This window comes from Leifsonia sp. TF02-11, from assembly GCF_017565305.1.
Lineage (GTDB): Bacteria > Actinomycetota > Actinomycetes > Actinomycetales > Microbacteriaceae > Leifsonia.
The window spans coordinates 138,113-158,238 of the sequence record NZ_JAGEKP010000005.1 but is presented as its reverse complement, the minus strand read 5'-3'; the positions used below and the strand labels follow the sequence as shown (position 1 = coordinate 158,238).

Sequence of the window (20,126 nt, the reverse complement as noted above, 5' to 3'; positions counted from 1 at the left end):
ATGGGGCCCGATTATGGCAGTGGACGGATGCCGCGGCTATGCTCTGCGGGCTTTCACGAGGAGCACGATCCCGAGGACGAACAGGCAGGCCAGGCCGCTCATCCCGCCGATCGGCGGCGAGAACGGTATGAGGACTGGCAGCACAGTGAGTGCGGCCCCGGCGAACATCACGCACGCAGACGGCCACCCGAAGATGCGTCTGCGGCGGCCGATCACTCCGAAGACGACGAGCCACGCGGCGCTCGTCAGGGCATACGCCATGAGCATCCCGGTGATCATCACCGCCCAGGACTCGAACACCGCGTTCTGATCGGCCGGCGCCGGGATGATGCGATTCACTGCGTCGCCGACCGAGGTATAGGGGACGAGCGTGATACCCGCGGTGAGCACCCAGGTGGTCCCCGCGACCAATCCGCACCACGTGCCGAGTCGCGACCACACCGACACGTCGCGGCCGGCGGTGTGCGCGAGCCGGTCGAGCGCGAGCACGCAGGTCAGCACCCCGAACCCGACGCCGCAGAAGGTGATGGCCTCGTAGACGCCGTTGAACCGATAGTCGTGGAAGTACTGCCAGGTCGGCTGCCCCACCTTGTCGCCGACGATGACGAACACGATGACCGGCTGGAGGACCCAGAACAGGAGAGCCGAGACGCCGCCGATTCCCGCGGTGCGGTACAGCCGGGGTCGAGTAGCCGATGCCGCGTTGCCGTCATCTGCCGCGACATCCGTCGCGGGGTTCGTTCGAGACATGAGCGTTCCTTCTGTGTCAGGCCGCCGGGCTGCGACCGGTGCAGGGTCCCGTGGAGCGTTCCCGGGAGGGCAGAGAGAATCGATCACGAATCACCGGGGACCAGTCGCCGGGAATACCTCCCGGCACTTCGGGACACTCGTCCCTGGTCTCCCGGGAACCTTCCGCGGCACAATGTCCGACATGGACCACGTCGATGTGCTGATCATCGGCGCGGGTCTGTCCGGAATCGGCGCGGCCCACTACCTGCAGGAGCGTCTGCCGGGGAAGACCTACGCGATCTTCGAGGCGCGTGCGGCGCTCGGCGGCACGTGGGATCTGTTCCGGTATCCCGGGGTGCGGTCCGACTCCGACCTCAGCACCTTCAGCTACGAGTTCCGTCCGTGGCGGCACACCGCTTCGATCGCACCCGCGCACCTGATCCTCGACTACCTCAGAGAGACGGCCTCCGAAGAGGGGATCGAGCAGCACATCCACTATTCGCACCGCGTCACGAACCTCGCGTGGTCCACGGCGGAGGGATGCTGGACGGCGACGCTCGAACGCGGCCCCGACGGAGAGGCGGCCAGCGTGCACGCCTCGTGGGTGTTCTGCGCGAGCGGGTATTACCGCTACGACGAAGGCTATTCCCCCGATTTCCCCGGCGCGGGCGACTTCCACGGTCGGATCGTCCACCCGCAGGCGTGGCCCGAGGACCTCGACTACGTGGACAAGAACGTCGTCGTGATCGGCAGCGGCGCCACAGCCATGACCATCGTTCCGGCGATCGCCGGCACGGCGCGGCACGTGACCTTGCTGCAGCGCACCCCGACCTACGTCCTGCGGCTGCCTTCGGTCGACGACTACGCGGTGCGGATGCGGGCTCGGCACGGAGATCAGCGGGGGCACGAGCTGGCGCGCCGTCGCAGTATCCGCCGCCAGCGGATCATCTGGACGATGTCGCAGCGGTATCCCGGGGTGATGCGGCGGTTCATCCGCCGGGTGAACCGGAGGTCGCTGCCGGCCGACTACCCGGTCGACGTCCACTTCAACCCGCCGTACAACCCGTGGGATCAGCGACTGTGCCTCGCCCCCGACGGCGATCTGTTCCACGCGCTGCGCGACGGCGCCGCATCCATGGCGACCGACCGCATCCGCACGTTCACCGAGACGGGAGTGCTCCTCGAGTCCGGTCGCGAGCTCCCCGCCGACATCGTCATCACAGCGACCGGACTCAACATCCAGCTCTTCGGCGGGATCCGCATGACCGTGGACGGTGAGCCCGTGGTTCCGCGAGACCACGTCGTGTACCGCGGAATGATGCTCGATGACGTACCGAACTTCGCGTTCGCGATCGGCTACACCAACGCGACCTGGACGCTGAAGATCGGGCTGCTCTGTGAGTACTTCACCCGACTGCTGGACCACATGGACGAGAACGGGTGGACCGTCTGCCGGCCGGAACTGCCCGCCGGCGGCGTGACGAGGCGGCCTCTGCTCGACTTCGGCGCCGGCTACGTGCAGCGCTCGCTCGATTCGCTTCCACGCCAAGGCGACCGGGATCCCTGGATCACCTCGCTGAACTACTACGACGACGTGAAACGGTTCCGGAAGGCACCCGTGCAGGACGGATCCCTGCGCTTCGCACGCACGCACAGCCCTGAAACACGAGGTCACGCATCGGCCAGCTGAGGAGACGCGGTCATGGTTGCATCCCCATCGCCACCGCCATCGGGCCTGAGCCCCGAGGCACCGGACCCGACTGCCTTCCGAACCCCCTGGTCGCTGACGAGGCCGGGCCGTTTCGTGTGGATGATGCAGTGGTGGGCGCCGGTCATCCTGCCCTTCTGGGTGCTCCTCGGTCGCGGATTCGTCGGCGCCGGACTCGGCTTCGTGGGCATCTTCGGATTCGTGGCCATCGGGGTCCCGAGTCTCATCGTGCTCTACATCCCCGCACTCATCACACTCGGCGACAACGACGTTCGGATCGCGCGGAAGACGAGGTTCGCGTACAGCATCGGCGCGTGTCTCCTGTGGGGCATCCTGCTGGTCACCGGTCTGTTCGTCCCCGACTCCAGCGACGGCGGACCGATGCCCAGCGCGGTCATGACCTGGACGAGTGGAGGGATTGCGATCGACCAGTCGCTCATCATCATGACGGTAGGGATCGGGGTCGCCGCCGCAGCCGACGTCGCAGTGATCGGACTCGCCGTTGCCGGCTGCAGCCGCCCCCAGCTCCTCACGCTCGAGGACTCATCGCAGTCGGAGATCCGACGAGGAGCGGTTCTGACGGGCTTCTGGATCTGGTGGGCGGCCATCGCCGTCGAACTCGTGTCCATCGTGCATCTCATCGTGTATGCAGCGGAGGACTCCTGGGATCCGGGCTACTTCGACGACGGTTGGCTCGTGCTGGAAGTCATCGTCGTTCTGGCCGCTCCGTTCTTCGTGCTGCGGCTGCGCTCACGCTCCCGGGTCGCGCGCGCCGTGCTTGCCGTGCTCGCGGCCGGCGTTCTGATCGGCGTCATGGTGCTGACGACTACCGAGGGGTTCCCCTCGCCCCTCGACTCCTTCGTCGCGATTCTGCTCGTCGTCGGAACTGTGCCCCTGTTCGTGCCGTCGTCCAACCGCTATTTCTCCTAACCCCCGACCGCGACGACAGCAGAATAGGGCGCCCCGACAGCACGTTCGTGATCGACCTCAATATGTTTCGCGCTGGTTGGCGCGCGCGATGAGCACGGCTTCGGATCTTGAGCTCGCGCCGATCTTCGCATAGAGGGCGCTGGTGTAATTCCGGACGGTCTTTTCGCTCAGATGGAGGCGTCGGGCCATCTCGGCTGTGCTCGCTCCGACGGCGAGGAGGTCCAGCAATTGTTGCTCACGGGGCGACCACCGAGAGTCGGCGTTGTAGAGGTCGCCGCTCCGAAGTGCGTCTGCGACGACCGTGTCGACGAGTGTCTGTCCCGATGCGACCGTGTGTATTCCCCGGACGATCACTTCGAGCGGCGAAGTCTTCACGAGGTAACCGCGCGCCCCTGCCCGCAGGGCGGCTGACGCCGTTGCGACCTCGTGGATGCTGGACAGGATCAGAATCGCCATGTCCGGGAGGCGTCGCGTCAGTGACTCGGTGACGGAGACTCCGTTGCGATCGGGCAACCGCACGTCGAGGAGGACGACATCGGGGCGGTGTCGCTCGGCGCTGGCGATGGCCTCGGCACCGGTTCCGACGTCATCGACGACCTCGATACCGTCGCGGTCGTGAAGGACGGCCCTCAAGCTCTCCCGGAAGACGGCATGGTCGTCGACGATGACGACGGACACGCTCATCGTCCCGATCCCAGCGGAAGACGGCAGTCCAGGCGCAGGCCACGCGGGCGGTTGTCAGTGATTCGCAGCCGACCACCCAGCTCCGTGACTCTCTCCCGGATGCTGACCAGCCCGACTCCCCACGTCAACCCGTCCGCTCCACCGATACCGTCGTCGGTGATCACGAGCCGGACCGAGTCGGGTGATGCGGTGAGATCGACCTCGGCCGACGTGGCGTGCGCATGGCGTTCGGCGTTGAGGAGTGCTTCGACGGTTATTCGGTACACGGTGGTCTCCACACTCCCCGGCAGCTCCTCCCCCTGTCCGGTGACCGCGACCGGTATCGACATTCGCGCCGCGAAGAGCCGGAGCGCCGGAACCAGTCCGAGCGAATCGAGCTCGGGTGGTCGCATCGTTCTCGCCAAGCTCCGAAGCGCGTCGACGGTGTCGTCGATCGATCGAATCGCGGCGGCGAGGTGGCCGGCCCGGCTGGCTTCCGGGGCGTCGGCGGCAGCGGTGATCCTGTGCCTCGTCGCCGCCAAGGACGGGACGACGTCATCGTGCAATTGGCGACGCAGCTCTCGACGTTCCTTCTCCCGAGTGACTGCGAGTCTCTGTCGTGACAGGCGGAGGTCCTCTGTGCGTGCATCCAGGAGGGCTGCGGCGACCAGTGGATCGGCCGCCGCAGCCAGCGCGCGCCGGGTCCGTCGGGTGAGCGTGGTCCCGCGGACCGGTCGGGCCCAGATCGTGTGCGGCACCCCCGCGACGACAGCATCCACGACGCCGACTCCTGGCGGCGGCGTCTCGCCTTCGGGAGGATCCAGCTGCGCTTCCTCCAGGCGGAGCTTTTCGCAGGTGAGGCTCAGCAGCGCAGGAAGCGCGGGATCCTCCGAGTCGGCGGAGGCCAGGCGTGCACTCAGCATCCCCACGACGATCTCGGGGTCCTCGTCGTCGCCGTATGTGAGGCTCTCCACCTGCCGGGTGATCGGCCGCGCGAGCGCCGCGAACAGAACCGCCGAGCCGAACGCCGCCGCCGCGGTGGGCACTGCGCCTCCGACGAGGAGTCCGACTGAGACCACGACCAGCGCATAACACGAGAAGAAGATTCCTGAGAGCAGTGCCCCGACGACCGCTCGGTTGACGATGATTCCCAGCGCACCCTCGCGGGCGACTGCCCACGCGACGCAGGACGCGGCGATCAAGAGCAGCAGCCCGGACCATTCGAAGGCGATGGCGGCCGGCACCGAGCCGGTACCCCAGGAGGGATTCGCGGCAGTGCCACCGATCCAGGCGATCCCGGTCAGTATCAATGCGGCGAGGACGAGAAGAAGGAGCTGAAGCTGCCTCCTTTCGGTGTCGGTGCCCGTCACGAACCGGACGACCTGCGCAGCAAGGATGCCGAGCAAGGCGAGTGCGAAGACGAGACCTTCGAGCCACGACCATGGCTCGTCCGATGAGCCGTGCGAGACGACAGCGATCACGATCGACCACATGACTGCGATCGCGACTGGTGCGGCGACCCACCGCGGACGGAACGTGAGCGTCGGGTAGACCGCGAGAAGCCAGAAGAGGCCGCCTGTTCCCACGAGCCAGATGATCGCGGCAGCGCCGTCTCTCGGCCCGGCCGAAACCGATGACGCGGCGAGCGTCACCAACACGGCGGCGGCGGCGATGCCCGACACCGTACGCGACCGAACGCCGACGATCAGTGCGAGTGCGAGGAATGCGATCACCACCACCGACGCAAACGCGACGATGACGACGGCATACGCCGTCAAGGAGAAAGGGGCGCTGCTCAGACGCGGCGGAGGACAGTCCGGACGAGCACACGGAGTGGACACGTCCTGGTACAGGTGAGCGAGCCCGAGAATCGAATAGATCGCGCAGACGACCGCCCACGAGCCGGCCGCAGCCAATGCAACCACTACGCGACGCGACAGCATGTCCACACAGTAGGGCCAACGCGCGCGTCCGAACCAGTGACACCTCTCACCGAAAATCGGCGACACCTGCCCATTCGATGCAAGCACCACACCCTATTCGCGGGGATGACCGGCGCGGTTGGCTCGAGGTCGACCGAATTCTCGACCACAGGAGATCACCATGACGAGATGGCTCGTTGCGACCTGGCTCGCAGTACTTGTGCCGTTCGGCCTCGCGGCCGCCACAGGCGGACCCGAGGGACCGTTCGGCCATATCGGTTTTCACCTTGCCTACGTCACCTTCGCGGTCGCCGCGATCGTGTTCGTCCTCCTTCTTCGGCGAACTTCACGCAGCCGGGCCACCAGGATCGCCGCACTCGTCGTCGCTGGGGCCCAGACGCTCTTCATCGTCGGCCAGGCGGCCGAGTTGGTCGTCGTGTTCGGGGAGCCGGGCCCCGACATCGGAGAGCAGGCACTCCACGACCCCGCCCATGACCTGGCATCCGTCACACTGACCGCACCCGGCCTGCTCCTCACCGCGGCAGCCCTCATCGCACTGACCGTCATCTTCAGCCGCACGTCGAAACGATCCACCGCTGTCGATGCGCGAGTCGGCCTCTCGGGGAAACGCTGAGTCCCTCGCTTTTCGGGAGATTCTTCCCTGGTGTCCCGGGAACCGCGCACGGCATGATGTCGCGCAAGGATCCCATCGAACCCGGGCCTCGCCTTTCGATGTCCAGGGCCTGGCGATCGTGTTGACCGCGATCGCGCGTGCCGCTCTCGGTAGCGACACCCGACGAAGCTGGGACGGAGCCAGTATGTCCAGAACGCGAGCAGTCTCGATTGCGGTTCTCGTTGCGTCGGCGGCAGTGCTGTTGACTGCATGCGCAGGGATCGCGCCATCGTCGGTGTCTCATCCCTCCCGGTCACCGCACCCCACGCCCAGCGTCACCCCGCTGCCCCTGCCGACGCCCACTTCTGTCGCCGTTCCCGCGAGTCAGGACGACGCCTACACCGGCGCGAAGCTCACCGTGATCCGCTATGACGCGGTCGCCGACGACGCGTCTGCGGGAAAAGCGAGCAACGCCCTGATCGGGCTCGTCGCGACCGGCGCTGCCGCGCGGGACCTCCATCGGGAGAACGGTCACCCCACGGTCACCAGCAGCGGACACTCCGCGTTCACGTTCGTCGACTGGACCGTCGACTCGCTGACCACGTCGGGAGCTTCGTCGGTTGCCTGGGGAAAGGTCACGCTCACCGGTTGCGTCGACACGGCCTACGCCGGAACAGTCACCGAGAAGCGGCTGGAGATCGACTACTCCCGCACCGCACAGCGGTGGCTCGTCTCCTCTGCCACAACGCTGCCGGGGGCCGACTGCGTGACCTCCGACGTCACCAGCGAGGTCGATGACGTCACCCGCACCGCCACGGAGTTCAGCAAGGCAGAGACCAGCATCGGAAACGGCGCGGACCCGCAGACGCAGGCCGCGACGATCGCGAAAGGTCACGCCGCCGATTTCCTCCAGCATGAGTTCCCGGGCGGGCTCGCCGCTGCCGGCTCGAGCGGGTTCGAGGTCCGATTCATCGCCCACTACCCGCCCGAGGGGACGATCCCGAACGTCGACGACGCGATGGACGTCTTCGGATGCCTCGGCCAGCCGTCGACGATCTACTTCGACGGTTCCGGGAGCATGTGGCCCCCCGGCGACTTCGGCTACCTCGACATCTCACACGTCACAACAGACGACCAGCTGTACGTCACCGGCGTGGATTACACGAGCGACGACGTGTGCCGATACTGATGATGTCGGGCCATGTCTGAATCGACACAGCCGCGGCACCCCGCCCGGAACTGATCATGGCTGTCGCGCTGATCGCGCTGGTCGTGGCCATCACGACAGGTGTGTGGGCGTCGGTCGACGGCGGCGAGGCGGGGCTGTCCGACACCTTCATCGGCGCGATACCGACGACGATCCTCGCGATTGCATCCATCGCGACCAGTGCCACCGCTCTCGTGAGAGACGTGCGCCCGCGGTGGGTGGCCGTGACGACGTTCTTCACCAGCGCGGTGCTTGTGTTGTTCTTCGGGGTACCGCTGCTGATGATATTGCTGTAGGTCGGACTCGGAGCCATCACGGTGAACCTGGCGCGCTGAGATCGTTGCGGAGCGCGACGAGGCTTCTGAGGTGCCCCTGGAGGGACTCGAACCCCCAACCTTCTCCTTAGGACGGAGCAGCTCTTCCATTGAGCTACAGAGGCCAGTCCTCCCAGCCTAGCGGAGGCCGGGCGTGGGCCGTGCCCTCAGGCGGCCACGCCCAGGTAGTCGCGCCACTCCTCCTGGCCGCCTTCCACTCCCCTGACCACCCAGGAGGTGTCGTGCGGGGCGCGCGGGGTCAGCTTCAGCGTCCAGCCCATCTCGGCCGGGGTGCGGTCGCCTTTGACGTTGTTGCAGCGCAGGCAGCAGGCGACGAGGTTCTCCCAGCTGTCCGCCCCTCCTCGGGAGCGCGGGAGGACGTGGTCGATGGTCGTGGCCGTCTTGCCGCAGTAGCCGCAGCGGTGGCTGTCGCGCCGCAGCACACCGCGTCGGGAGACCGGCACCGCCCGGCCGTGCGGGATGCGCACGTAGCGGGTGAGGAGGATCACCGACGGGCGGTCGTAGCGTCCGGTGATGCTCCAGACGGGGTGATCCGCATCGCTCGCGAGCACAGTGGCCTTCTGATTCATGACGAGCACGATTGCGCGCTTGAAGGAGACGACCGCGAGTGGCTCGTAGCCGGCGTTGAGGACCAGTGTCTTCATCTGCGACCTTTCGGGTGTGCGAGGCAAACAAAAAGGGCACTGTCCGAACGGACAGCGCCCTGGAAGACGGCGGCATGGTGGCGGCACACCACATGGTGGCGGTGGCAGGCCTCGACGTGGTGGCGGCAGGCGAGGAAGTCGCGGCGCGGCGACAGCAGGCGGGCTCCCCTGCCCTCCGTGCGGAGGCCGCGCTCGTCCCCGGTGGCCACCTGCGGTGACCGCACTCGGGTCGACTCGGCCATCGGATGCTCCGATCTGCACGGCTGCCTGGCACTGCGCCAGGGCATCAGAGTAACGCAGAAATGGCGCGCCACCTATTCGTGGCGCGCCATTCCGCGAGCGTGATCCGCAGTGTTCACCGCGGGTTCGGTCGTCAGATACCCAAGCGGACGATGTAGAAGTCGCTCGTCCAGATCGGCCGGATCGAGATGGAGCGGCCGGAGTCCGGAGCATCCATGATGTTGCCGTTGCCCGCGTAGAAACCGTCGTGGCCCGGCATGATGACGATGTCGCCTGGCTGTGCGTCCTGGATGGAGATGCGCTTGCCTCGCGCCGCCTGACCCGACACGGAGTGCGGGAGCGAGATGCCGAACTGGGCGTACACGTACATGACGTAGCCCGAGCAGTCGAACCCGGCCGGCGTCGAGCCGCCGTAGACGTACGGAGTGCCGATGTACTGCTGCGCCACGGAGAACACCTGCGAGAGGCTGAAACTCGGATACGGCGGGTTGGCGAGGAAGTCGGAGACGCTCGGGCCGCTGTACGACGCGTAGCTCGCGAACGACACGGCCGCGCGCTGACGGGCGGCCTCTGCGGCGGCTGCCGCCTTCTGCGCGTCGAGCTGCTGCTGGCTGGTCGCCGTGGCCACGTCGCGGCTCACGGCGGAGGCGGCGACGCCCCCCGCGACCTCGACGGACTGCGCCTGCGCCTTCTTCATGGCGTCTTCTGCGCTCGGACCGAAGGCGGCGGACTGGCCGCCCTCCTGGAGTGCGAACGCCGGGATCGACATGGTGGCGATGATTCCCGTCGCCACGGTCATGACCGCGACGTTGAGTGCCCAACCGCCCTTGCGCTTCTTCGCGGCGGGCGTGGACTGCGCGGTCGACGCGGCGACAGGGGCCGCGGTCGTCGGCTTCGGTGCGCGCGGCGCGGAAGACGGGGTCTTCACGGTGCGCAGCGACCGTCGCGAGACGAGATCGGGGGACGTGGACGCGGTGGACGGTGTCGAAGAGGTGATGTCCGGGTCCTGAGGGGCTCGGTCCTTGGCAGGACCGGGCGTACCAGAGTGTGCCAAAGTGCATCCTCCTGCGCTCCGGCAGCACTAGGGAGCTGCCCCGTCCGATGCAATCGCTTTCGGCTTCACCGGCCGGGAGACGGGTCTCAGGGGGGTTGGAGCGTCCCGGTCGGGGTCCTGATGGGCCGGCTTCTGACCCGTTCGGACTCGTTAGAGACTACGGGACGACCCGCGATTTGTCACATTGTTTAACGCGCTTTTTAACAAATCGGTAACGGCGATCACGCGTCGACGAAGATGTGGGCGGCGAGCTCGTTGGGCAGCTCCAGCCCGTTCTCGAAGCCGTCGATCTGCACGGCGACGTAGGATCCCGCCGCGGCGAAAGTGCCGGTGGAGCCCGGAAAGACGCCCGCCTGCTTGAGCTGGAGGAGCAGCTCGGGGTCGACCTGGGCCGGCTCGCCGAGACGACGGATCCTGGCAGTCACCTCGGAATCGCCGCCGCGCACCACGTCGACGAGATTGATCAGGTTCTCGGTGGAGGCCGCGTCGGGCGCGCCCAGCTCGCCGAGCCCCGGGATGGGGTTGCCGTAGGGCGACTCTGTCGGGTGGCCGAGCATGGTCAGCAGCTTGCGCTCCACCTGCTCGCTCATCACGTGCTCCCAGCGGCAGGCCTCCTCGTGCACGTACTCCCACTCGAGCTCGATCACGTCGCTGAGCAGCCGCTCGGCGAGGCGGTGCTTGCGCATGACGTGCACGGCCTTCCTGCGACCGTCGTCGGTGAGCTCGAGGTGGCGGTCGCCGGAGACGACGACGAGGCCGTCGCGCTCCATGCGCCCCACCGTCTGGGAGACGGTCGGGCCGGAGTGCCCCAGCCGCTCGGAGATGCGCGCGCGCAGCGGGACGATGTTGTCCTCCTCCAGCTCCAGGATGGTGCGAAGGTACATCTCGGTCGTGTCGATCAGGTCGGTCATGAACCCCTCCACGTGCGGGCGCGCGAATATCGCGTACGAGCCTACTTGCTGCAGGTGACAGCGAGGTGACGGCGCCCCGCACACCGCTGACAGCGGACCGTCTGGAGTTCCAACAGCCAATACACTTCAGTTATGCCGGACGTGACGATTCCCACCGACCTCCTGCCCGCCGACGGACGATTCGGCTGCGGCCCGTCCAAGGTCCGCCCCGAGCAGGTCGCGTATCTCGCCGGCGCCGGCGCGGAGCTGCTCGGCACCTCGCACCGGCAGGCGCCGGTCAAGAACCTGGTGGGCCGGGTGCGCTCGGGCCTCTCCGACCTGTTCCGCCTGCCCGACGGCTACGAGGTGGTCATCGGCAACGGCGGCTCGACCGCGTTCTGGGACGCCGCGGCGTTCTCGCTCATCGACCAGCGCAGCGAGAACCTCGTCTTCGGCGAGTTCGGCGGCAAGTTCGCCGCGGCGGCGAAGGCCCCATGGCTCCAGGCCCCGCGCGTCATCGAGGCGGCGGCCGGCTCCCGCGCCGAGCCAGAGGTGGAGGCCGGCGTCGACGTCTACGCCTGGCCGCACAACGAGACCTCCACGGGCGTGATGGCGCCCGTCACGCGCGTGAACGGCGACCAGGGAGCCCTCACCGTGATCGACGCGACGAGCGCGGCAGGCGGCGTGGACTTCGACGTGACGCAGACCGACGTCTACTACTTCGCGCCGCAGAAGAACTTCGCATCGGACGGCGGACTCTGGCTCGCCCTGTTCTCCCCCGCAGCGATCGAGCGGGTGGAGCGCATCGCCGCGAGCGACCGCTACATCCCCGAGTTCCTCAGCATCAAGAACGCGATCGACAACTCGCGGCTCGACCAGACACTGAACACGCCCGCGGTGGCCACCCTCGTGCTGCTCGAGAACCAGCTCGAGTGGATGAACGCCAACGGCGGGCTCGCCTGGGCCGACGCCCGCACGAAGGAGTCGTCCGGCGCCCTCTACTCCTGGGCGGAATCCGTCGACTATGCGACGCCGTTCGTCGCCGACCCCGCGCACCGCTCGCAGGTCGTCGTCACCATCGACTTCGACGACGCGATCGACGCTGCGGCCGTCGCCAAGACGCTGCGCGCCAACGGCATCGTCGACACCGAGCCCTACCGCAAGCTCGGCCGCAACCAGCTCCGCATCGCCACCTTCACGGCCATCGAGCCCGCGGACGTCCGCGCGCTGATCGGTTGCGTCGAGTACGTGGTCGAGCGGCTGGGCTGAGCGGGAGCCGACCGTGCGCCTGTGGCTGCGTGACGACGAGCGCCGGCCCGATCCGGTCCCCGTTCCGACGGATGACCGGCGGGCCGTGCTCGTCGGCCTCGGCCTGTGGGTCCTCGCGCTGATCCCGACGCTCGTCTTCGCCGGCCCCATCTCCGCCGCCGGTGGCGGATGGTGGATCTGGACGGTGATCGTCGGGATCGCGCTCGGTCTACTCGGCTTCGCCTACCTCAGCATCACGCGCGCTCGGCGCCACCGCTGAGTCGTCGGCGTCTGCGCCGACCTCATCGCTGACTTCCTCGTCGGCCGGGTCTGCGATCTCGTCGGCGCCGTCTTCGTCGGAGAGCGCAGCGGCCTCCTCCGAGGCCAGGTCGAGCTCCGAGTCCACGTCGGTGTCCTCGTCGTACGCGACGTCGACCGAGTCGATGTCGACGCCGTCGAGGTCGTCGTCACCGTGGAGGTCGTGGATGTCGTGATCGTCGTCGGAGTCCTCGGACTCGTCGTCGTCCTCATCCTCGTCGTCGTAGTCGTCCTCGTCGTCCTCGTCGTCGGAGTCGCCGCCGTCCTCGTCGGCGTCGCCCTCGGCTCCGGCCTCCTCGGCCTCGGCGGCGAGCGCCTCCTGGGCCGCCTGGTACTCGGCGAGACGCTCGGACCACGGCACCCAGTCGGGTGCGAGGAGCGCGTCGTCGCCGGGCATCAGCTCGGCTTCGAGCACTGTCGGCTGCGCGTCGTCGTCGGCGCGGCCGACGGTGACGGTCCAGTGCCATCCCGGGTAGCCGGCGAGGTTCGACGCGAACAGCAGGGAGACGGCGCCTGCGGCCTCCACGACGTGCCCCAGGGGCTCGCCGATGGTGGACTCCGGCGTGATCTCCGCCAGGGCAGCCCGCGCGAGCGGGAGGGCCGCGATGAGATCGCTCACGTCGCCGATCGGAGCGTCGGCAGCCGGCGCGTCGCCGCCCTGGGCGTCGTCGCTCTTCACGTCGTCGCTCTGCACATCGTCGCCGTGCACGTCGCCATGCGTGTCGCCGGCGAGGGAGGCGTCGACGTCGACATCGACCGCCTCCTCGCCGCTCACATCCTCGGGCACCCCGGCGACGTCAGGCATCCAGGTCGTCCGCAACCCGGCGCAGCACCGCCGCGATCTTGGCGCCGTGCGCCTTGTCCGGGTACTTGCCGCGGCGCAGGTTGGCACCGATGCCGTCGAGGAGCTTCACGAGGTCTTCGACGATGATCGCCATGTCGTCGGCCGACTTGCGCTTCATCTTCACCAGGCTCGGCGGCGCCTCGAGCACGCGCACGGAGAGCGCCTGCGCGCCGCGCTTGCCGTCGGCGATGCCGAACTCGAGTCGGGATCCCGCCTTCACCACCGCGCCCGCGGGCAGCGCCGAGGCGTGCAAGAAGACCTCCTGGCCGTCATCGGAGCTGATGAAGCCGAAGCCTTTCTCGTCGTCGTAGAACTTGACCTTGCCGGTCGGCATGGGAACCTCACTTCACATGGGGGATCGAATGACCAACCTCAATTATCCTTGATTTCGTGACCCAGCAGACCCCGCCTCCCGTTTCCCGAGCCCAGCGGACCCTCGCGTACATCGCGGCGGCCCTGGTCGTGGTCTCCCTGGTCTGCATCGCGGCCATGCTCATCGGCGGCGCTGCGGGTGCGATGCCGCAGCAGGGCTCCGGTGTCGGGCTCTGGCCGGCAGTCATCGTGTTCCCGCTCGTCGCCTTCCCCATCGCCTTCGTTCTGATCATCGTCGTGATCATCCTCAGTGCGCGGCAACGCCGAACGGCAGCCAAAGCCGAGGCGGAGGCCGCAGCGCTCGCCGCCGCGAAACCGAAGTCCAGGCCGAAGGGCCGGCGCTGACGCGGCACGCCGGACCGGCGCGATGACGACGACGCTCGCTCTGGCAGCGCGGCTCCGCGCCCTGCCGGACGACGAGCTCGTCGCCGCCTTGCACGCCCGGCCGGTGCGCCGATCGGGCATCTCCGACTTCTTCGACCTCGCCGAGGCGCTCCTCGACCCGGACGGTCTCGTGCGCGCCCTCGCTCCCCTCGACCGCCTTCAGCTCGCGGCGCTCATCGTCCTCGGCCGCGAGGGCGCCGCGCTGTCCGCCGACCGCCTCGCCGAGCGGCTCTCCGAACACCCGGCCACGGCCGGAACCGACGCGCGCCGCGCGGCCGCGACGATCGACGCCCTCAGCCGACTCCTGCTCGTGCACCCCGCGGACGGGGATGCCGCCGGCGGCGCGGCCCCCTACGAGGCCGTCACCGCCGTGCTCGACTCCGGTCCGCAGCGCGGCCTCCCCCGCCCCGACACCGTGCTCGCCGCCGCCCCTCCCCCCGTTCCGCTCGCGACGACGGAGACCGACCGGCCCGCCACCGACCGGCTGTCGGCCGAACGGGCGTTCGAAGCGGTCGCGAGCGTCTCGGAGCTGCTCGCGGAGCTCGGCCGCGAGGGCGCCCGCGAGTTGCAGAAGGGCGGTCTCGCCCTCCCCGCGGCCAAGCGGCTGTCTGAGGCCCTCGCCGTCGACTCCGGTGCGGTGCCGGCGATCCTCGCGGTGGCCGACCGTGCCGGACTGGCGGCGGTGGCCGACGGCGTGTGGCTGCCGACGGCGGAGGCCGCAGCCTGGCAGCACGCCACGACCCCCGACCGCTGGCGGGCGCTCGCGTCCGCCTGGCTCGGCGGTCTCCCCAGCGATCTGTCGACCCTCTTCGCGGCGAGGAGCAGGTCCCCGTGGGATGACGGCCTGCGCGCGCACATCGCCTGGCTCTACCCCGCGTCGGCCGCGGAAGCACAGGAGCGCGTCGCCGAGCGCGTCACCGAGGCCGAGCTCCTCGGGATCACCGCTCGCCGGCTCCCGAGCAGCGCGGGCACGGCCCTGTTGGAGTCCGGGCCGGAAGCCGCCACCGAGGCGATGATCACGCACTTCCCCGCGGAGGTCTCGAAGGTCTACCTGCAGCACGACCTGACGGTGATCTCCCCCGGCCCGCTCGCTCCGGAGATCGAGTCGCGGCTGCGCACGATGGCGGACCTGGAGAGCCGAGCGCTCGCCTCCACGTTCCGGTTCTCGGCGGCCTCCGTCGACCGCGCGGTGACAGCGGGTGAGACGGCGGAGAGCATCCACACGTTCCTCGCGGCCGTCTCGCTCACCGGCGTGCCCCAGCCGCTCGACTATCTCATCGCCGAGGCGGTCGCGCGGCACGGCCGGGTGCGCGTCCGGGCGGCGGAGGACGGGCACGCACTGGTGCGCTCCGACGACGCGATGCTGCTCGGCACGATCGCCGTCGACCAGTCGCTGTCGTCCCTGCGTCTCCTGCGCGTCGACGACACGACGCTGTCGAGCCGCTTTCCCCGCGACGTGGTGTTCTGGGCGCTGAGCGACGCACGCTATCCCGTGGTCGCCGAGAACGCTGCCGGCACGGTCGTGACGCCGCAGCGCCGCATCATCGCCGAGCGTGCTGTCGTGGAGTCACGCGACCCCGCGGCCGAGCTGGTCGCCCGGCTGCGGCAGGAGGACGCCGCCGACGAAGACACCGCGGAGCAATGGCTCGCCCGCCAGCTCGACCAGGCCGTGCGGGCGCGGCAGACCGTGATCGTCCAGGTGGCGATGCCCGACGGACGGCTGGTCGACTATCTGCTCGAACCCACCGGGATCGGCGGAGGGCGGCTCCGCGGCCGCGACCGGGCCGCCGACATCGAGCGGACCCTCCCCCTCTCCAGCGTCAAAGGTCTGCGCAGCGTAGACTGAACGGTCATGTCCGATGGCCCCCTGATCGTCCAGAGCGACCGCACCGTCCTGCTCGAGGTCGCGCATCCCGCGGCCGAGGACGCCCGTCACGACCTCGCCGTCTTCGCGGAGCTGGAGCGCGCGCCCGAGCACATCCACACCTACCGCATCACGCGGCTGGGACTGTGGAACGCGCGCGCGGCGGGCCACACCGCAGAGGACATGCTCGGCACGCTCGAGAAGTACTCGAAGTTCCCGATCCCGCAGACGGTCACGGTCGATGTCTCCGAGACGGTGGCCCGCTACGGCCGGCTGGTGATCGAACGCGACGACGAGGGAACGCTGCTGCTGCGCTCCGCCGACCGGGCTGTGCTGCTGGAGGTCGCGACCGCGAAGCGGATCGCACCGCTGCTGGTCGAGCGCCGCGACGAGACGACCTTCACGGTGGAGGCCTGGGCGCGCGGACAGCTCAAGCAGGAGCTCGTGAAGCTCGGCTGGCCCGCGGAGGATCTCGCCGGCTACACCCCAGGCACCCCGCACCCGATCGACCTCGACGAGAGCGGCTGGGCGCTGCGCGACTACCAGCGCAAGGCGGTCTCCAACTTCTTCGACGGCGGTTCGGGCGTCGTCGTGCTGCCGTGCGGCGCAGGCAAGACCCTGGTCGGCGCCGGTGCGATGGCGACGGCCAAGACAACGACGCTCATCCTCGTGACCAACACGGTGTCGGCCCGGCAGTGGCGCGACGAGCTGCTCAAGCGCACGTCGCTCACCGCGGACGAGATCGGCGAGTACTCGGGACAGGTCAAGGAGGTCAAGCCGGTCACGATCGCGACCTACCAGATCCTCACGGCGAAACGGAAGGGCGAGTACGCCCACCTCGCGCTGCTCGACGCGCTGGACTGGGGCCTGGTGGTCTACGACGAGGTGCATCTGCTGCCCGCGCCGGTGTTCAAGCTCACGGCGGAGCTGCAGGCGCGCCGCCGCCTCGGCCTGACGGCCACCCTCGTGCGCGAGGACGGCCGCGAGGGCGACGTGTTCAGCCTGATCGGCCCGAAGCGCTTCGATGCGCCGTGGAAGGAGATCGAGTCGCAGGGCTTCATCTCCCCCGCGGCGTGCTTCGAGGTGCGCATCGACCTCCCCGCCTCCGACCGGCTCAGCTACGCGGCGGCGGCGGACGACGAACGGTACCGGCTGGCCGCGACCGCACCGGCCAAGCTGGAGGTCGTGCAGCAGCTCGTCGACCGGCACGCGGGCGAGCGCATCCTGGTGATCGGCCAGTATCTCGACCAGATCGACGAGCTCGCCGAGGCCCTCGGCGCGCCACAGCTCACCGGCGCGACCCCCGTGGACGAACGCGAGCGGCTCTACCAGGAGTTCCGCGACGGGACCACACCGGTGCTGGTGGTGAGCAAGGTCGCCAACTTCTCGGTCGACCTCCCCGAGGCGACGGTCGCGATCCAGGTCTCAGGATCGTACGGCTCGCGCCAGGAGGAGGCCCAGCGCCTGGGCCGGCTGCTGCGGCCCAAGCAGTCGGGGCTGTCGGCGAACTTCTACACGCTGGTCTCCCGCGACACCGTCGACCAGGACTTCGCGCAGAACCGGCAACGGTTCCTCGCCGAGCAGGGCTACTCGTACACGATCCTCGACGCGCACGCGCTGGCCGCGGCGTAACCCGCCCGCCGACGTCAGAGACCGGGGTCGGCGGCGAGGCGCGCGAGCGTGCGGCGCGCGAGGGCGTCGTCGGGCCTGTCCCGCACGGTGATGAGCGCCTTCCACAGCGCCCAGCCGCGAGCACGCGCCCAGGTCGCGTCGTCGAGCGCGACGGCGTCGCGGAACGCCCGCCGGGCGCTGTCGTCGAACATCGTCCACGCCGGCACCAGGTCGCACGCGGGATCCCCGACGCCCGAGGTCCCGAAGTCGATCACGGCCGAGAGACACCCGTCGCGCACGAGGAGGTTGCCGGGGGCCGCATCCCCGTGGAACCACACCGCGGGAGCGTCCCAGCGCGAGCCCTCCGCGGCGTCCCAGATCCGCCTGGCGGCACGCGGATCGATATTCGGAGCGCCCGCGGCCATCGCAGCGATCGCCTCGTCGCGGTAGACGCCGGGCGGATCGCCGCGGAAGAAGCTGTGGCTGCCGGGCGGCGGCCCGCCGGTGGCGTCCACCTGCCGCAGCGCGGTGAGGAAGTGGCCCAGGTCAGTCGCGAGCGCCACCCCGTCCACCTCCCCCGCCAGCGCCAGCGGCGTGCCGGGCAGCCACCGGTAGACCGACCAGGGGAACGGATACCCGGCGTCCGGCTCGCCCTGGGCGACCGGCGCGGGGATCGGCAGCGGAAGCAGTGGCGCGAGGCGCGGAAGCCACTCGTGCTCCTTCGCCACCTGCCCGAGGTAGCCGCGTGCGCTCGGGAGGCGGACGCTCAGGTCGTCCCCGAGCCGGAAGGTCCGGTTGTCCCAGCCGTCCAGCTCGACGGGCCGCACGGGCAGCCCGCGGTACTCGGGGAACTGCGTGTCGACCAGCCGGCGGACGAGCGCGACGTCGATGACGGGGCGCTCGTTCACCCACGCCTCAGGTACCGCAGCAGAAGGGTGTCGCCGGACCGGAGCACGTGGGCGAGCCGCATGCCGACCGGGAGGATCGGCGCCGCGCCCGCGGAGATGCGCGACGCGACGCCGCCCTCCAGGGTCGGGCCGATCGTCAGGCAGAGCTCGTCGGCCGCGTCCGCCGCGATGAAGTCGCCGAACAGGTGCGGGCCGCCCTCGCAGTGGATGCGGGTCAGCCCGCGCGCGACCAGGGTCTCCACCAGCCGGCGCGGCTCCACGCGCTCCTCGCCGCAGACGACCACGTCGGCCACCTCCGCGAGTGCCTCCCTGGCGTCCGCACGGGACAGCCCGGTCGTGACCACGATCGGGCGCTCCGGCGCCTCCCGGAAGATCGGGCTCGAGACGTCGAGGTCGAGGCCGGCCGAGACGATCGCGAAGACGGGGTGCGCGGTCATTCCGGCCGACCGCCTGGCGCGCTGGGAGACCTCGTCGACACGCATGGCCCCGTAGCCCTCCGCGCGCACTGTTCCCGCGCCGACGAGCACGACGTCGCACAGGCGGCGCAGGATGTCGAAGACCCGGTGGTCCGCGTCGTTCGAGAGGCCGCCGGAGAGCCCTTGGCGGGTGGCGGCGCCGTCGATGCTGGAGACGAAGTTCACGCGCACCCAGGTCGACTCGGCCCCCGCGGAGTACAGCTCGGCGATCCTGGCGTCGCCGATGCCCTCCTCGGCCGGGAGCGGGAAGACCGCGTCGATCGCGGCCTCAGTCATTCGCGTCGCCCATGTTGTGCTTGAGATACGCCGGCTCGCGGAGCCCGAGGATGGCCTCCGTCATCCGCGCAGCGGCGACCGAACCCGCCACGTCGTGCATGCGGATGATGCGGGCACCGTTGACGATCGCGACGACGGCTGCGGCGATCGAGCCGTCCCTGCGCTCGCTGCGAGGCGCATCGAGCGTCTCCCCGATGAAGTCCTTGTTGGAGACGGCGGCGAGAGTGGGATAGCCGAGGTCGGCGATCTCGGAGAGGCGGCGGGTCAGCTCCAGCGATTGGAGGGTGTTCTTGTTCAGGTCGTGGCCCGGGTCGAGGATGATCCGCTCCTCCGGGACCCCGGCGGCGTTCGCACGCTCCACCCGTTCGAGCAGGAAGGCGGCGATCTCGCCGGCGATGTCGTCGTACGCGGGTCGCGGGTAGAACGTGCGCGGGGTCGCGAGACTGTGCGTGAGCACGAGGGTCGCGTCGCTGTCGGCGACCACGCGCGCCAGCTCGGGGTCGCTGAGTCCGGTGGTGTCGTTGATGACGGTCGCTCCGGCCGCGATCGCCTCCCGGGCGACGGCCGCGTGGAAGGTGTCCACCGAGATGACCACGTCGGAGCCGGCGCGCAGCTGCGCGACGACGGGCACGACGCGGTCGGCCTCCTCGCGCGCAGGGATCGGAGCGCCGGGAGCGAAGGGCGCACCGCCGATGTCCACCCAGTCGGCTCCGGCCTCGACCGCGTCGAAGCACGCGGCCACGGCGGCGTCGAGCGCGAAGGTGCGTCCCTGGTCGAAGAAGGAGTCCGGCGTGCGGTTCACCACCGCCATCACGGCGACCTGCCGCGAGAAGTCGAAGGTGCGCGCACCGATCGTGCGCACGGGGATGCGGAGCGGGGGGAGGTACATC

General features: G+C 69.5%; 22 protein-coding genes and 1 tRNA gene. 11 read left to right on the top strand and 12 right to left on the bottom strand.

The genetic code is table 11. The features are described from left to right. Positions 1-36 precede the first annotated feature (36 nt). Positions 37-750: a hypothetical protein gene (locus tag JNB50_RS09320; RefSeq protein ID WP_208039843.1), complete on the bottom strand. Its 714-nt coding sequence runs from the start codon at positions 748-750 to the stop codon at positions 37-39. Between the two features lie 181 nt (positions 751-931). On the opposite strand from JNB50_RS09320, the gene JNB50_RS09315 reads away from it, so the two are divergent. Next, positions 932-2,419, top strand: a complete 1,488-nt coding sequence (locus JNB50_RS09315; RefSeq protein WP_208039842.1) for an NAD(P)/FAD-dependent oxidoreductase — start codon at positions 932-934, stop codon at positions 2,417-2,419. Between the two features lie 12 nt (positions 2,420-2,431). Continuing rightward, complete coding sequence (locus tag JNB50_RS09310) at positions 2,432-3,367, top strand: hypothetical protein (protein WP_208039841.1); 936 nt, start codon at positions 2,432-2,434, stop codon at positions 3,365-3,367. 57 nt (positions 3,368-3,424) lie between these two features. Here the strand turns inward: JNB50_RS09310 and JNB50_RS09305 are convergent, their stop codons facing one another. Both JNB50_RS09305 and JNB50_RS09300 read right to left on the bottom strand, forming a co-directional pair. Continuing rightward, complete coding sequence (locus JNB50_RS09305) at positions 3,425-4,045, bottom strand: response regulator transcription factor (RefSeq protein WP_208039840.1); 621 nt, start codon at positions 4,043-4,045, stop codon at positions 3,425-3,427. Positions 4,046-4,047: 2 nt separating this feature from the next. Next, positions 4,048-5,808 carry a sensor histidine kinase gene (locus JNB50_RS09300; protein WP_208039839.1) on the bottom strand — a complete coding sequence of 587 codons (1,761 nt, stop codon included), beginning with the start codon at positions 5,806-5,808 and terminating at the stop codon, positions 4,048-4,050. 325 nt (positions 5,809-6,133) lie between these two features. Between JNB50_RS09300 and JNB50_RS09295 the strand changes: the two genes are divergently transcribed. The 3 genes from JNB50_RS09295 (at position 6,134) to JNB50_RS09285 (ending at position 8,068) form a co-directional block, all read left to right on the top strand. Further along, complete coding sequence (locus JNB50_RS09295; RefSeq protein ID WP_208039838.1) at positions 6,134-6,586, top strand: hypothetical protein; 453 nt, start codon at positions 6,134-6,136, stop codon at positions 6,584-6,586. A gap of 274 nt (positions 6,587-6,860) precedes the next feature. Further along, complete coding sequence (locus tag JNB50_RS09290) at positions 6,861-7,754, top strand: hypothetical protein (RefSeq protein ID WP_208039837.1); 894 nt, start codon at positions 6,861-6,863, stop codon at positions 7,752-7,754. Between the two features lie 56 nt (positions 7,755-7,810). Continuing rightward, positions 7,811-8,068 carry a hypothetical protein gene (locus JNB50_RS09285; protein ID WP_208039836.1) on the top strand — a complete coding sequence of 86 codons (258 nt, stop codon included), beginning with the start codon at positions 7,811-7,813 and terminating at the stop codon, positions 8,066-8,068. Positions 8,069-8,139: 71 nt separating this feature from the next. Here the strand turns inward: JNB50_RS09285 and JNB50_RS09280 are convergent. Then, positions 8,140-8,211 (bottom strand) — tRNA-Arg (locus JNB50_RS09280). Positions 8,212-8,253: 42 nt separating this feature from the next. Continuing rightward, positions 8,254-8,751 carry an HNH endonuclease gene (locus tag JNB50_RS09275; protein ID WP_208039835.1) on the bottom strand — a complete coding sequence of 166 codons (498 nt, stop codon included), beginning with the start codon at positions 8,749-8,751 and terminating at the stop codon, positions 8,254-8,256. Positions 8,752-8,825: 74 nt separating this feature from the next. Between JNB50_RS09275 and JNB50_RS09270 the strand changes: the two genes are divergently transcribed. Then, positions 8,826-8,969 (top strand): hypothetical protein, encoded by a 144-nt coding sequence (locus JNB50_RS09270; protein ID WP_208039834.1) that lies wholly within the window; start codon positions 8,826-8,828, stop codon positions 8,967-8,969. A 155-nt stretch (positions 8,970-9,124) separates the two neighbouring features. Here JNB50_RS09270 and JNB50_RS25490 read toward each other — a convergent pair whose 3' ends face one another. Together JNB50_RS25490 and JNB50_RS09260 are read right to left on the bottom strand one after the other, a co-directional pair. Continuing rightward, on the bottom strand, positions 9,125-9,919 hold the full coding sequence (locus JNB50_RS25490; RefSeq protein WP_208039833.1) for a C40 family peptidase: 795 nt from the start codon (positions 9,917-9,919) through the stop codon (positions 9,125-9,127). A 347-nt stretch (positions 9,920-10,266) separates the two neighbouring features. Beyond that, positions 10,267-10,956, bottom strand: a complete 690-nt coding sequence (locus JNB50_RS09260) for a metal-dependent transcriptional regulator (protein WP_208039832.1) — start codon at positions 10,954-10,956, stop codon at positions 10,267-10,269. A 132-nt stretch (positions 10,957-11,088) separates the two neighbouring features. On the opposite strand from JNB50_RS09260, the gene serC reads away from it, so the two are divergent. Together serC and JNB50_RS09250 are read left to right on the top strand one after the other, a co-directional pair. Further along, entirely contained in the window at positions 11,089-12,204 is a 1,116-nt protein-coding gene (gene serC / locus JNB50_RS09255) for a phosphoserine transaminase (protein WP_208039831.1), read from the top strand. A gap of 13 nt (positions 12,205-12,217) precedes the next feature. Beyond that, on the top strand, positions 12,218-12,463 hold the full coding sequence (locus tag JNB50_RS09250) for a DUF2530 domain-containing protein (RefSeq protein WP_208039830.1): 246 nt from the start codon (positions 12,218-12,220) through the stop codon (positions 12,461-12,463). Here the strand turns inward: JNB50_RS09250 and JNB50_RS09245 are convergent. Further along, positions 12,413-13,306: a DUF3027 domain-containing protein gene (locus JNB50_RS09245; RefSeq protein WP_208039829.1), complete on the bottom strand. Its 894-nt coding sequence runs from the start codon at positions 13,304-13,306 to the stop codon at positions 12,413-12,415. The two genes, JNB50_RS09250 and JNB50_RS09245, sit on opposite strands and share 51 nt — an antisense overlap. After that, the gene (locus JNB50_RS09240; protein WP_055914617.1) at positions 13,299-13,679 is read right to left on the bottom strand and encodes a cold-shock protein; all 381 of its coding nucleotides are present in this window, start codon (positions 13,677-13,679) and stop codon (positions 13,299-13,301) included. Before JNB50_RS09240 ends, JNB50_RS09245 begins: the two co-directional genes overlap by 8 nt. A 56-nt stretch (positions 13,680-13,735) precedes the next feature. Here JNB50_RS09240 and JNB50_RS09235 point away from each other — a divergent pair, with 56 nt between their 5' ends. The 3 genes from JNB50_RS09235 to JNB50_RS09225 are packed head-to-tail and all read left to right on the top strand — an operon-like array spanning position 13,736 to position 17,597. Beyond that, positions 13,736-14,062 (top strand): hypothetical protein, encoded by a 327-nt coding sequence (locus JNB50_RS09235; RefSeq protein ID WP_243768257.1) that lies wholly within the window; start codon positions 13,736-13,738, stop codon positions 14,060-14,062. Between the two features lie 22 nt (positions 14,063-14,084). Further along, complete coding sequence (locus JNB50_RS09230; RefSeq protein WP_208039828.1) at positions 14,085-15,947, top strand: helicase-associated domain-containing protein; 1,863 nt, start codon at positions 14,085-14,087, stop codon at positions 15,945-15,947. Between the two features lie 6 nt (positions 15,948-15,953). Then, positions 15,954-17,597 (top strand): DNA repair helicase XPB, encoded by a 1,644-nt coding sequence (locus JNB50_RS09225; RefSeq protein WP_208039827.1) that lies wholly within the window; start codon positions 15,954-15,956, stop codon positions 17,595-17,597. A gap of 14 nt (positions 17,598-17,611) precedes the next feature. Here JNB50_RS09225 and JNB50_RS09220 read toward each other — a convergent pair whose 3' ends face one another. From JNB50_RS09220 to folP, 3 genes are read right to left on the bottom strand one after another with little or no spacing between them, the layout of a single operon-like run. Further along, complete coding sequence (locus JNB50_RS09220) at positions 17,612-18,484, bottom strand: aminoglycoside phosphotransferase family protein (protein WP_307794665.1); 873 nt, start codon at positions 18,482-18,484, stop codon at positions 17,612-17,614. Further along, positions 18,481-19,236 (bottom strand): pyrimidine reductase family protein, encoded by a 756-nt coding sequence (locus JNB50_RS09215; RefSeq protein ID WP_208039826.1) that lies wholly within the window; start codon positions 19,234-19,236, stop codon positions 18,481-18,483. Before JNB50_RS09215 ends, JNB50_RS09220 begins: the two co-directional genes overlap by 4 nt. Then, on the bottom strand, positions 19,229-20,125 hold the full coding sequence (folP, locus tag JNB50_RS09210; RefSeq protein WP_208039946.1) for a dihydropteroate synthase: 897 nt from the start codon (positions 20,123-20,125) through the stop codon (positions 19,229-19,231). Before folP ends, JNB50_RS09215 begins: the two co-directional genes overlap by 8 nt. Position 20,126: the final 1 nt, after the last annotated feature.